At 34.3% G+C, this 13,997-nt stretch carries 10 protein-coding genes; 4 read left to right on the forward strand and 6 right to left on the reverse strand.

The genetic code is table 11. The features are described 5' to 3' along the window. Positions 1-80: 80 nt before the first annotated feature. Entirely contained in the window at positions 81-2,108 is a 2,028-nt protein-coding gene (locus IPM51_09240; protein ID MBK9284490.1) for a thioredoxin domain-containing protein, read from the forward strand. Then, on the forward strand, positions 2,089-3,087 hold the full coding sequence (locus tag IPM51_09245; GenBank protein MBK9284491.1) for a hypothetical protein: 999 nt from the start codon (positions 2,089-2,091) through the stop codon (positions 3,085-3,087). Before IPM51_09240 ends, IPM51_09245 begins: the two co-directional genes overlap by 20 nt. Positions 3,088-3,125: 38 nt before the next feature. On the opposite strand, the gene IPM51_09250 is transcribed toward IPM51_09245, so the two are convergent. The 3 genes from IPM51_09250 to IPM51_09260 all read right to left on the reverse strand — a co-directional run bounded on the left by IPM51_09250 (position 3,126) and on the right by IPM51_09260 (position 7,711). After that, positions 3,126-3,773: a hypothetical protein gene (locus tag IPM51_09250; protein MBK9284492.1), complete on the reverse strand. Its 648-nt coding sequence runs from the start codon at positions 3,771-3,773 to the stop codon at positions 3,126-3,128. Beyond that, the gene (locus IPM51_09255) at positions 3,773-4,972 is read right to left on the reverse strand and encodes a pyridoxal phosphate-dependent aminotransferase (protein MBK9284493.1); all 1,200 of its coding nucleotides are present in this window, start codon (positions 4,970-4,972) and stop codon (positions 3,773-3,775) included. The genes IPM51_09250 and IPM51_09255 overlap by 1 nt, the downstream gene beginning before the upstream one ends. A gap of 114 nt (positions 4,973-5,086) precedes the next feature. Further along, on the reverse strand, positions 5,087-7,711 hold the full coding sequence (locus IPM51_09260; protein MBK9284494.1) for a PD40 domain-containing protein: 2,625 nt from the start codon (positions 7,709-7,711) through the stop codon (positions 5,087-5,089). Between the two features lie 160 nt (positions 7,712-7,871). Here IPM51_09260 and IPM51_09265 point away from each other — a divergent pair, with 160 nt between their 5' ends. Then, complete coding sequence (locus IPM51_09265) at positions 7,872-9,452, forward strand: peptide chain release factor 3 (GenBank protein MBK9284495.1); 1,581 nt, start codon at positions 7,872-7,874, stop codon at positions 9,450-9,452. Between the two features lie 56 nt (positions 9,453-9,508). On the opposite strand, the gene IPM51_09270 is transcribed toward IPM51_09265, so the two are convergent. Next, the gene (locus IPM51_09270; protein MBK9284496.1) at positions 9,509-10,324 is read right to left on the reverse strand and encodes a hypothetical protein; all 816 of its coding nucleotides are present in this window, start codon (positions 10,322-10,324) and stop codon (positions 9,509-9,511) included. A gap of 174 nt (positions 10,325-10,498) precedes the next feature. Here IPM51_09270 and IPM51_09275 point away from each other — a divergent pair, with 174 nt between their 5' ends. Next, on the forward strand, positions 10,499-11,281 hold the full coding sequence (locus IPM51_09275; GenBank protein MBK9284497.1) for an energy transducer TonB: 783 nt from the start codon (positions 10,499-10,501) through the stop codon (positions 11,279-11,281). A 1-nt stretch (position 11,282) separates the two neighbouring features. Here IPM51_09275 and IPM51_09280 read toward each other — a convergent pair whose 3' ends face one another. Then, positions 11,283-12,623, reverse strand: coding sequence for a dicarboxylate/amino acid:cation symporter (locus IPM51_09280; GenBank protein MBK9284498.1), 1,341 nt, complete (start codon positions 12,621-12,623; stop codon positions 11,283-11,285). Further along, the gene (locus IPM51_09285; GenBank protein ID MBK9284499.1) at positions 12,623-13,888 is read right to left on the reverse strand and encodes a UDP-N-acetylmuramoyl-tripeptide--D-alanyl-D-alanine ligase; all 1,266 of its coding nucleotides are present in this window, start codon (positions 13,886-13,888) and stop codon (positions 12,623-12,625) included. The genes IPM51_09280 and IPM51_09285 overlap by 1 nt, the downstream gene beginning before the upstream one ends. Positions 13,889-13,997 lie beyond the last annotated feature (109 nt).

Consider the following 13,997-nt stretch of genomic DNA (forward strand, 5'->3'; position numbering starts at 1 on the left):
CAAAAATAACGAAATATGTTTTTTAATAACAGAAAGCCTGAGTAAATTTACGTTAATTCCTACAATAATATTAATTTTCTATGTCTGAAATTCCGAATAGTTTAATCCATGAAAGTAGTCCTTATTTATTGCAACATGCCTATAATCCGGTGCATTGGTTGCCTTATTCGGAAAAAGCATTAGCCAAGGCAAAATTTGAAAATAAATTGATCTTATTTAGCATAGGTTATAGTGCTTGTCATTGGTGTCATGTAATGGAGAAAGAAAGTTTTGAAGACCGGGAAATTGCTGATATCATGAATGCAAATTTTGTGTGTATAAAGGTAGATCGTGAAGAGCGTAGTGATATTGATATGTTGTATATGGGCGCGGTTCAATTAATGACCGGTCATGGCGGTTGGCCCTTAAATTGTTTTACCCTGCCCAACGGAAAACCGGTTTATGGGGGAACCTATTTTAATAAAAAAGAATGGAAAAATATTTTAATGCAATTGGAGCAGGTTTACCGTAAGGAAGCTTCAAAAATGGAGGAATATGCCGAAAAGTTAAGTGCGGGTATGAAACAGGCCGAATTATTAAACACTTCTAAAAATGAAAATGTTGTTTTAAGCCGGGAAGAGTTGAATGCGCTAATTAGAAAATGGCAATCCGGTTTCGATTTGGAATACGGTGGTGATAACCGAGCTCCTAAATTTCCCATGCCGGGCAATTATCAATTTTTATTAAACTACGCTATTATAACTAAGAATGATGAGGTTCTAAAACATGTAAAGCAAACTTTGCAACACATGAGCGATGGGGGTATTTACGATCAGTTACGAGGAGGATTTGCGAGATATAGTGTAGATAAATATTGGAAAGTGCCTCATTTTGAAAAAATGTTGTACGATAATGCACAGCTGATTAGTTTATACCTGGAAGCTTATTGTCAAACCGGAAATGAGCAGTTTAAAAATGTAGCCGAACAAACATTATTGTTTATTGAGGATGAATGGATGGGTAAGGAGGGATGTGTTTATTCGGCTTATGATGCAGATAGTGAAGGAGAAGAGGGGAAATATTATGTGTGGACAAAAGAAGAATTAAAACAGCATTTAAAAGATGATTTTGATTTGTTTGCCGAATTGTATTCTGTAAATGAAGTTGGATATTGGGAAGATGGAAATTATATTTTGATGCGAAATCCCAAACGAAATGAACTCGCCTTAAAACATGGAATTTCAATTGATGAATTAATACAGATAGATAATCGGTGTCGCGGTATATTGCTGGTACTTGCACAAAAAAGACCCAAACCCCTTTTAGATGATAAAACGATAACAGCCTGGAATGCCTTAGCCTGTTCTGCTTTTTGTAAAGCTTTTTTAATGTCTGGTAAAGAAAAATATAAAAAAACGGCTATTGATATCATTTCTTTCATCCTAAAACAAATGTATAGAGAAGATGGAGGTTTGTGGAGGATATACAAAAATGGAAACTGTAAGGTAAACGCAATGCTTGATGATTATGCATTTGTTATTTCTGCTTTGATGGACGTTTATGTTATTTCCTCAAATAGGGATTATTTAATTAAAGCTGAGCAGTTAGTTTCTTTTACTTTGAAAGAGTTTAATAATCCGGAAAGTTCATTGTTATTTTATGCCGATTCAAAAGGTGACTTAATGCTTCGAACCACAGAGATTTCTGATAATGTAATCCCTTCTTCCAATTCTCAAATGGCCTTGAATTTATTTAAAATGGGAAAGTATTTTGGGATCTCTGTGTATATTGAAAGGGCAAATTCAATGCTTGCCCATGTTATGGAAGAAGCCAAGCGATATCCGCCGGGTTATAGCAATTGGTTACAACTAGCCTTATTTGAATTATATCCGTTTTTTGAAATAGCAATTGTTGGTAAACATGTTGATGAAATGATTCAGGAAGTCTCAAAACAGGGCATAACAAATGCGATTTTAGCAACAGCAAGAGGTGAGGAATCCTTGCCTTTGGTTAAAAACAGGTATGTATCGGGTAAAACCCTAATTTATGTTTGTAAAAACAATACTTGCGATTTACCATTGGAAAAGGCGACCGATGTTAAAAAACGAATTGAAGACCATATTAAATAGCGCTTTTGTATTTCTTTTTCTTTGCGGAAAGTCTCAAATTTTAATTCCAACTCCTGAAACCGCTTTTGAGAAAACACATAATTTCAACGCCGAGTTAATTAAGCAGAAAAACGTAAACAAAATTACTTTTGAGATTGTAGATAAAAAGGATTTTGAAATTGCTGTGGATAAAAATTTGGTGGAGACCTATGAGTTTGATACCAATGGAAAATTAAGCCGATTTTATTACACCACAATAGTGAAAACCATTGAAAAGCAAATTACGGCTAGTGTTCATAATAAAGGAAAAAAAGGATATCACACGGTTACTGAAACGAAGAGTGAATATTTATATGATACGGTTAGTACAACCTATTTTTATAATAAAGCTAATTTAAGTTTAAAAAGATATCATGATGGTGCTTTGTTTTATGAAAGCAGATATTACAGGTATGATTCATTGAATAATTTGGTGAAAGAAATGCGTTATCGGGAAACGAATAATAGCACCGATAAATCTATTTTTATATTAGGGGGACAGTTATTATTGAGTCAGGATAGTTTTGTTTATAAAAAATATTCCGATCAACAATTACATTGTTTTCATTTAAACAACGAACAACGTCCGTATAAGCAGCAGATTATTTATTTTGACAGTTTGGGGAGAACAAAAAGCACAACGGAGTATTACACTGCAGCAGCCTGGATTAAACAAGAAAAAAATTATGAATACGTTGGTTCACATTTGAGCTCAGCAATTTTTAAAGGAAATGCCAATAAGGAAATTACAATTAAAATCACCTATGAATACGATGCAAATAATGAGTTGCTAACTGAAAAGCAGTATAAAAATGAAGTACTGGAAAAAGAATTAAGTTATATTACCAATAGTTCAGATAATTTATTGAGCTCATTGGTTGTTCGTGATTATATCAATAAATCCATTCGGATAATTAAATTGAAATACGAGTTTAGAGCAGTAACTCAAAAGAGTAAATAGCTGTACTAATCAAGATTTTCCAACTTAATCAACACTACTTACTTTTTAAATTGTATGGGCACCAGAATTCGGGTGAGCCATTGGGTTGAATCTTTTTCTCTTACTGGATCAGTCACATAGAATTCACGCATAGGCCCAACCTGTTCTAAATGATGCGCTTTCAAATCATCTTTAATTTGTTCATACGCCAGATACAAATTTTTATATTCTCCGTAAAAATTATATATGTACATGGTGCTGGCTTCTAATACCACAACCTGGCAATCTTTAGGTTGTTTTTTGGGTATGCTGTCAATTAAATAAATGCATTCAAATACAAAATTCATGGGATTGTTGTTGTAGGCAATTGATCCCGGAGAACCTTTAGAATTAATTTCTAATTTTAATAATTCCATTTCCAGTTTAGTAAAGGCTTGTGCATAACGCAAAGCCAATTCTTTTTCAGGCGCCGAATCTTTTACGCAAAGTGCAAGCATTTCAGGAACATTAAATATACCGGCAAAACCTTCGCCATTCCCAACAACAGGATCTTTACTAATTTGATAACCCATTTCTTTTTTTGGAGGAATAGAATCGGGATTTGTTGGAACAGGGGTTTTTTCATCCGTGCATGATGTACACAAAATAATACCAACCAAATAGAATACTAAAAGGGCAATGTGAATATTTAATTTTTTGGTTTTCATTAATTTGTTCTCCCGGGATAAATTTTTAACGCTTCTTCTAAACATTTAACGGCATTTTTTAAATCGGCTAAATTTAATACGTAGGCAATTCGTACTTCATTTTTCCCCGCTCCTTTAGTAGAATAAAAACCGGTGGCCGGTGCAAACATAACAGTTTGTGATTCGTAAGAGAATTCTTCTAAGAGCCATTGACAGAATTTATCAGAATCATCAATAGGTAATCGGGCGATACAATAGAAAGCGCCGCTTGGGTTTGGACAAAAAACTCCGGGTATTTTATTTATAGCTTCAACTAAAAAATTTCTTCGCGCAATATATTCTTGAATTACTTTTTCAAAATAACTTGGCGGAGTATCAATTGCAGCTTCTGCTCCAATCTGTGCATAAGTAGGAGGACTCAAACGAGCTTGAGCAAATTTCAAAGCTGAGGCTATTACTTCTTTATTTTTGGTAATCAAAGCGCCTAAACGAGCACCACATGCACTGTATCGTTTACTAACCGAATCCAATAAAATTGTATTATTATCTATTCCTTCCAACTGTATAACGCTGTAATATTCATTGCCATCGTAGCAAAATTCTCTATACACTTCATCACTCAGTAGAAATAAATCGTGCTTTTTTACCAAATCCCTTAAAGCCAGTAATTCATTTTTGCTATACAATTTACCGGTTGGATTTCCCGGATTACAAATCATTATGCCTTTTGTTTTTGGCGTAATTAATTTTTCAAATTCTGAAATTGGGGGCAAAGCAAAGCCATCTTCAATTTTACTAATTACCGGCTTCACGGTTACATTAGCAGCACAACTAAATCCATTATAATTCGCATAAAAGGGCTCAGGAATGATAATTTCATCTCCTGGATTAAAGCAAGTCATCATGGCAATAGCAATAGCTTCGCTACCGCCGCAAGTTATGATAATATCATTTTCATGAAGATGAATAGAATATTTTTCATAATATCCGCATAGTTTTTTACGGTAGCTTTCTATTCCGGCACTATGACTGTATTCAATAACTTTTAAATTATTATTTTTTATGGCATTTAAAAAAGTATCCGGCGTTTCAATGTCCGGTTGTCCAATATTTAAATGATATATTTTAATTCCCTTTTTTTTTGCCGCTTCAGCGTACGGAACTAATTTTCGGATGGGAGAAGCCGGCATAGCCACTGCTTTGTTTGAAATACTAGGCATATTTAATGGTAATTTTGAGAAGCAAAGATAAATTTCTTATCGGAATAAGTCCTATACTTTTAGCGAAAATATTGCCAATAAAAAACCCTTCCGGTAGATGGGAAGGGTTAAATTTTATTTAGCTCTGGCCTTTACATATTGGTGTTTTTCGTATTTCTCTCTTTGATCGTGATCTCCGCGATATTTCGGTCCGGCCACGCGTGGGTCTCTCACAAATTGTAAGCGATTTGTTTTTCCACCTTTTTCTTTCACGGTTTCAATAATTTTCTTTTGTAAGTTCATTGCTCGTGAGCTGGCCAGTTGTTTGTTATTTTTAAAGGCACGTGTTGGTACACGAGAAGCACTTGAACGGATATTAATTTTCACAACTCTTTTTTGACTTAACTCCACAATTCTGTCAATAAAAGCTGTCCAGCTTTCATCTTCTTCATTCATGTTGCGATTGTATTTAAAATAAAATTCGTAACGGGAAGCAGATGTGTTTGTTGAGGCAGTTCCGCTGGGTCCATCATTCGTTGTTGCCACAACATCTTGTGTTATTAAAATTGTTTTGGTGATTTTTTTTGACCCTTTAATTCCTTTGGTGTTTACCGTTAAGGGTTCAGCATGTGCACCTTCAATACTGGCCATTAGTGTGTATTTGTTTTCAGCTTCTAGGCTCACATTGCTTATTTGTCCATTCTCATTGGTATTCAGTTCTTGTTTTTCACCGTTCTTTCCGGTAATAATTACAAGTGCATTGGCAATTGTTTTTTTAGTTTTCACATTTTTAACCACTATATCCAAAGTGATTTCACTTGAGGCCGGTTGACTTGCTTCAGGTTTTCCTGTCATGTAAACTAATTGTTGAATTACTTTACCTGATTTAATGCCCTTCGTGTCAATATTTCCGGTTAAAGATTTTTTACCATCTACTTCTGCATATAAATTGTACTTTTTATCCGGCTCTAATTCAATACCGTCAAACTTTCCTTTTTCATTTACGTTAAATGTTTTTGTTTCACCACCTACTTCTTCTAATGAAAGTAGAGCACCAACCATAGGGTTTTTCGTTTTAGCATTATCAAAAACAACAGCATTAAGTTTAATTGTGCTATGTTTTGCTTTTACTTTACCCATTAATTTTACAGGCTCTAAATTAACTTCGCGTTTAATTTCCTGATAGGTCAATTCTTCACTTACAAAAACATCTTCATTATAAAACTCTTCACCATCACCGGACTGATAAGAAAAATTATACTCTACCCCCGGAGGCAATATCGTTGAAAATACGCCGTTTACCACTTTAGGGCGGTAAGTACCAACAATTTCACCGGTGTTTTTATTGGTTACTTGAATGATTAAATCTTCAGGAAGTTTTTCACCTTCCGCAGGAATAATTTGTCCTTTAAATAAAGCCAATGGTTTTTCTTTTGTTCCTTCAATAGTAATCATGTACAAATCTTTTTCGCCAAATCCTCCTTCGTGTGCAGATGATAGATATCCTCTTTTGCCGTCAGGTGAAGTCACATAAAACACATCGTCATCTGTGGTGTTAATCGGGTAGCCCATATTGGTTACATAATCAAATCTATCTTCTTCGTTTAACGTAGCAAACATGATGTCATAGCCACCCATGGATTTGTGGCCTTTGGATGCAAAAAAGAAAGTATGTCCATCGGGATGAATGAAGGCTCCGTCTTCATCGTATTCTGTGTTAATTGTAGGACCCATATTAAACGCTTTACTCCATTGTCCGTTAGGTAATTTCAGGCATCTGTAAATGTCACTTCCGCCATAACCGCCCGGTCTATCTGATGCAAAAAATAAAACATGTCCATCGCCGCTCAAACAAGCATGCGATTCGTGATATTTTGAGTTTACGTCAGAACCAAATGTTTTTAAGGCTGTCCATCCTTTCCCATCAAAAGTACTGTAGTAAATATTCCCGCTCATTCCTTCTCCAATATCTTTATACATAATGAGGGTTTGTCCGTCGGCTGATAAGTTAATAGAAGCTTCCATTCCGCTGGTATTGATGTTTTCGGAAATGGATTGCGGAGAGCTCCAATTGCCTTGATCATCTTTATAGCTTACTACAATATCTTCATTGTATTGCCCGCTAAAATCTTTTAAACCTCCTGTAGTATTAGGTCTTCTTGTCGTATAAATTAACATGCGTTCATCAGAACTTAAAACCGGACTATACTCAGGATAAATACTGTTAATGCTATCGCCTAGGTTTGTAATTTTAATATTTATTGGACCTTCAACTGCAGTTTTAGCATTTTTAGAATACATGCGGTGGTGCTCCAGCATTTTCTTCCAATCTTTATCATTAGGGCCTACAAATTTTTCAAACTTATTGTATTGTTCTAAAGCCTCTTCAAATTTATAATTGATATGTAAAGCTTGGCCATAATAAAAGTGGGCAAGAGGGGGCGTACTTTTTTCGTTGTAATCATCAATTTTATAACCCTTGTTTACACTTTTTACAGCCATTTCAAGATGTCTTTCGGCTGATGCTTTTTGTGTAGCCGAACGTAAATAACATACTCCAATCAGGTAATGAATATTAGCGCTGGTGGAATCAATCTCATAAGCCGCCTGGAAGTTATCTTTAGCTTGAATATAATTCTCTTCAAGCATGAGGTATGAACCTTCCATAAAATATTCTTTATAGGTTCCGCCGGCTTTTACCTGAGAAAATAAATTATGACTGAAAATAGTAAGAGTAAATAAGATTAAAAATATTCGCATTACAACATAGTTTTAAAGTAGCAAATATAAAATTTTATTTTGCATTTAAGTAAGTTCGTAGGTTGAAAACAGCACTTTATCGACAAAAGTGTGAGTCTAAAATGGATTTAATTAACAAGTAAGCAGCATAAATATTTATATTTGCCACTTATTTAGAAAATTGACCACTGCCGAAGAAATAGCCCGAAGAAGAACATTTGCCATTATTGCGCATCCGGATGCGGGTAAAACCACATTAACTGAAAAATTGCTTCTATTTGGTGGCGCTATACAAACAGCAGGTGCAGTTAAATCTAACAAAATTAAAAAAGCTACTACCTCCGATTTCATGGAGATAGAAAAGCAAAGAGGAATTTCCGTATCCACTTCTGTAATGGCCTTTGATTATAAAAATTATAAGGTGAATATTTTGGATACGCCGGGGCATGAAGATTTTGCCGAAGACACCTACCGAACTTTAAGCGCCGTGGATAGTGTAATTATGGTGATTGATTGTGTTAAAGGTGTTGAACCGCAAACCAGAAAACTGCTTGAGGTTTGTCGAATGAGAAATACTCCTGTTATTGTTTTTATCAATAAGTTGGATAGAGAAGGACAAAACCCTTTTGATTTATTAGATGAAATAGAAAAAGAATTAAAGATTAAGGTAAGGCCAATGACCTGGCCAATTGGTATAGGTAAATCTTTTAAAGGAGTATATGATTTAACCCAACATTCTCTTAATTTATTTACAGGGGATAGTAAAACTACTGTGGAAGAGGCTATAGAAATTAAGGATATAGAGGATAAGGCAATTGATAGAAAGGTGGGAGAAGATTTTGCTGTTCAGCTCAGGGCAGACGTAGAATTATTGAATGGCGTATATGACGAACTGAATATTGCAGATTATTTGGATGGAAAAATCAGTCCTGTTTTTTTTGGAAGTGCAGTAAATAATTTCGGTATTCAAGAATTATTGAATTGTTTTGTAAGTATTGCTCCTTCGCCCAAAGATAGAGAAACTGATATGGGAATTATAAAGCCAACTGATCAAAAATTCAGCGGGTTTATTTTTAAGATACATGCCAATTTAGATCCTAAGCATAGAGATCGGATTGCCTTTTTGCGAATATGTTCCGGTGTGTTTGAAAGGAATAAATATTATTATCATGTACGTGATAAAAAGGAATTGAGATTTAGTAACCCAACAGCTTTTATGGCACAGCAAAAATCTATTATTGATGAAGCTTATCCTGGGGATGTAATTGGTTTGTATGATGCAGGCAACTTTAAAATTGGTGATACTTTAACCGAGGGCGCTAAGTTTTACTATAAAGGGATACCAAGTTTTTCTCCGGAACTTTTCCGATTTGTAAATAATATGGATCCTATGAAAACAAAACAATTACAAAAAGGATTAGAGCAATTAACAGATGAAGGCGTAGCCCAGCTGTTTACTCGCAAAGTGGATGGAAGAAAAATAATAGGAACTGTTGGCGCTTTACAATTTGAAGTTATACAACATCGATTGAAAGCCGAGTATAATGCAAGCGCATCATTTGAGCAATTAAATTTATATAAGGCGTTATGGATAAGTTGTGATGATAAAAAAAGTTTGGATGCATTTATGACTGATCGAAGTGCGCATATAGCAATCGATAAAGAGGGTAGGTTTGTATTTTTAGCAGAAAGCGCATGGCTTTTGCAAATGGCATCTGAAAAATTCCCAGCCATTCAATTCCACTTAAAGAGCGAATTTTAAAAAAAAAAGCCTTGTTATTTGGAACAAGACTTTTTTTGATTATTATTTATTTGCAATTATTTGGTAGCCACTTCTTCGGCTAAATTACTACCGGTAAAATTTGCATATTTTTGAAGAATAGAGATGGCTTTTTCTTGTGAAGTTAAAGCGCTTACTTCTTTTTCTTCTGCGTTATTTAAAACGCCTAATTTAGAAGAGGTGCTGTGCATGGCGTAAGCTTCTTGACGTAATTCTTTTGCCATTTTAATTTCAAAAGACGCAATATCACTCAATTCATTCACTTTTTCAACAAGTCGGTCTGAGGCGTGTGTGAATTCAGATAGTTGAGTAACCGTCATTTGATTTTTGTTGTATTTTTCGAGATTTAATTTTCCTGCAATTTCCGAAGCCTGGATTAATTTAAGTTCAGATTGCTTTTGAATTTCGTTTGCAGATTTTAATAAGTGAGCTTTGTCAGAACCGGATTTTAATGCAGCTTCATGTCTTAATGTGTTCTCGACTAATACTAGGGCTTCTGCTTGTTCAAGAAGTTGGCCAATAAATGCCGCAGAATTATAACAATTGGCATTATTAAAATAATTAAAGGTATTGTTGTCGATCGTTTCTTTTTTGCTGTTATCCTTTGCAATTGATTTCTCTTCGCTAATGAGCGTAGGATATACTTTTTTTACAGCGACTTCTGTAATTTTGGAATTTTGAGGAGCGTTTGTTTCAATGTCTTGTGTTGTTTTTGCTATTTGTGTTTTTTGAATAGAATTACCTCCAAGTACTTGTAGTGTTCTTCTCTCAGCTTGGTGGTTTTGTGTCTGACTGCTCACGGTCATATAGAGGGCAAGTGCCAGCAATGTTGAAAATAAATTTCTTGTTTTCATAACAAATATTTTTTAAAAAGATTAATTTTTTCATTTATCAATGTTTAAGGTTATTATTTAATTGGGTTACGCCATTTGTTTTTAAGTACTAAGCCGGCGAAGCTCTTATGCATTATTTTACGTATACTTTTTAAAAAGGTTTTGTTTTGGATGCATTATTTTTTACCTTTCGTTATGAAATATATTTTATTATTATTGTGTTTGTTTTTTTCTTCGACTTTCTTTAGTCAGGAATTAATTACTCCACCGGAATACGAAGCCAAATTAATCGGCGGTAAAATTGCACATGAACAAATAGTAGAGACTCAATTGACTCTTTCTAAATCAATTTTAAACTACAAGGACCCTATAGATGTAGTGGTCTTTTTCGATTTAGATTCTATAGGAAGAGCTGTTAATCCTAAGTTTCAGAAGAATGTAAATAATTTAGTTCGTTTGGAAGTTGCCCGATTGTTTAAATATTTTTCTTTTTATCGTACGCAAAGTGCAGCCGCCTCTCCTTGGTCATATTGGTATGCAGTGAAAATTTTACCGGATAGATATTCTAAATATTTCAAACAAGCGAGTAAACTCAAATTAAAAAATTTACCTGCAGATAGTTCGTTTGTAATTTATAGTAAGGCGGATAGGTCGCCGGAATATTTTAAAAACGGGGAAGATGGTATAAGTGAGTTTATTCTTTCCCAAATCGAATATCCAAAATTAGCTGTTGAGAAAAGCATAGAAGGAACAGTTGTTATTGAGTTTGTTGTTGAAACAAATGGGTATGTTACAGGTATAAATATCAAACAAGGAGTGAATGGTGGTTGTTCCGAAGAAGCAGTTCGTTTGATTCAGAAAACTAAGTGGATTCCGGCTCAATTAAATGGAAAATATGTAAGGTATAAAACTACATATCCTATTACTTTTAGTTTACGAAATGTGAACAAAGATGGTACATCAACCATAGGGCAGTAAATTAAAATTTCTCTCCCTCCATTCGAGCAACCACAGCACTTGCTACGGCATTTCCTACAACATTGGTGGCACTTCTTCCCATGTCAAGCAATTGATCAACAGCAAGTAAAAGTAAAAGACCTTCACCTGGAATTTTAAATAGGGTTAGCATTCCGGCAATCACCACCAAAGAGGCTCTTGGTACACCGGCCATACCTTTACTGGTTAATAGTAAAATCAACATCATTTGAATTTGATCAGCAAAACCAATTTCAATCCCATAACTTTGCGCAATAAAAATTGTTGCAAATGTCATATACATGATACTTCCATCTAAATTAAATGAATAACCCAAAGGCAAAACAAAACTTACAATTCTATTGCTAATTCCATGCGATTCCAGGGCTTCAATGGTTTTAGGCATAGCGCTTTCACTACTTGCGGTGCTAAAAGCAAGTAAAATAGGTTCTTTAATATCTTTAAGAAGTTTGAAAAATTTAATTTTAAAAAGTGCACTTATGCCAAATAATACAACAAATACAAAGAAAAGCAGTCCACCAAAAAAACAGGAGATTAGATAAAGGTATCCACTTAATACATCTAATCCTTGTTGAATAACCACAGCGGTTAAAGCTCCAAAAATACCAATGGGGGCAAAGCTCATAACGAAATTCGTCACTTTAAACATAACATGAGACAAACTATCGAATGCTTTAATTATAGGTTCGCCTGCTTTGCCAACTCCTGCAGCTGCTACTCCGAAAAATAAAGCAAAAACTACAATGGGTAAAATATCATTTGAAGCCATTGATCGAATCACACTTTCGGGAATAATGTGATCTAGGAAATTTTTGGCGCTTTGTGCATTTGATTTTATGCCGGTATCTGCATTGGCTGCAGGTAAATCTAAATGCATTACTTTTCCGGGTTCAAATAAATTAACAATAACCAAGCCAAGTGCTAAAGCAATTAATGTGGCTGTGGTAAAATAGAGCATTGTTTTTATTCCAATTCTTCCAACACTTTTAAAATCACCAACCTTTGCCACGCCAACTACTAAAACAGCTAAAACTAACGGCGCTATTATCATTTTTATAAGATGAAGAAAAATATCACTCAGGATTGAAAAATTAGAAGCTATGCTTTTTTTATAGCTCACTAAATAACTCTTTTCTAATTGAACAAATTTTTGCTCTAATTCAATTTTAGCTGATTCTGATTTCACTGAAGTAAGTATGGATCTATCAATGGAAAAGGGATGATGATTAATATTCACATTTATCAAATAACCCACCAAAATTCCCAAGAGCATGGAGATCATTATAAAAACGATTAACTTATTTTGAGCAAATTTTTTCTTCATCATAATACTTCTTTTAATGTTTCCATTTTCATACTTCTCGAACCTTTGATTAAAATTGTTGCTCCGGCAATATTTTTATTTTTAAGATATTCTAAACATGTTGCAGTTGAATTAAAAAACAGGTAGGAATTTTCAGCTAATTTAAAAAACTCGCCTCCTACAAAACAAACATTTTTGAATTGCTTCTCCTTAATGAGTTCTATTATTTTTTTATGTTCTAATGCGCTGTATTCTCCTAATTCAAACATATCACCTAATAAAAGTAATTTATTTTCAGCGGGGAAAGAAGCGAAATTTTCAATAGCTACTTTCATGCTGTCCGGATTGGCATTGTACGCATCTAGAATTAAAGTGTTTTTATTTGTTTTATCAAGTTGTGATCGGTTCATGTTGGGCTCGTATTTTTCGAGCGCAGTTTTTATTAACTCTTCATTTACTCCAAAATAAATACCAATAGCCGATGCAGCTAATAAATTGATGAAATTATATTGACCTGTTATTTTTGTGTGCAGTATTTGAATATTATCCCAATTTGTGAAATTAGATTTGGCACAGAAACGATAACTCACGCATGCGTTTGTTGAATCCTCTTTGCCCAGAATGTCATTTTGTAAGCCTCTACCATACGTAAATTTTTCCAGACCATAGGATAATTCCTGCAACACCTCGTCATCACCATTCAGAAAAATTTTGCCTTTTGTTTTTTGTATAAAGCGATATAATTCACTTTTTCCTTTTTTAACCCCTTCAATTCCTCCGAATCCTTCAAGATGAGCCTTCCCAATATTAGTAATCAGTCCATACGTTGGCTCTGCTATTTGACATAATTCATGGATTTCCCCTTGATGGTTAGCTCCCATTTCAATTATTGCGAACTGGTGATCTTTTCTTAAACGAAGTAGAGTTAAAGGAACACCGATATGATTATTTAAATTACCCATCGTATAAAGCACATTAAATTTTTCGCTTAATACTGCATTGATTAATTCTTTATGTGTGGTTTTTGCATTACTACCCGTGATCCCTAATACCGGAATTGTAAATTGTTTCCTATGATAGTTGGATAATTGTTGTAATGCTTTAAGGCAATCGTTTACATAAAAGTGTTTGGATGAAGTTTGATATTCCGGTTCATCAACTACCACGTATTTAGCGCCATTTTCAAGTGCCGTTAATGCAAACGTATTCGCATTAAAATTACTACCCTTTAAAGCAATAAATAATGAGTTATTAGTGATACTTCTTGTATCTGTACACACTTGCATGTCACATTCAAGAAAGGCCTTATAAAGCTCAGGTAATGGGGTAGGAATCGCCACAGTACAAAATAAAAAACCCCTGAGCAATTCACTCAGGGGTTTTATCAAATTTATC

It is taken from the genome of Sphingobacteriaceae bacterium (genome assembly GCA_016715905.1).
Taxonomy (GTDB): domain Bacteria; phylum Bacteroidota; class Bacteroidia; order B-17B0; family Aurantibacillaceae; genus Aurantibacillus.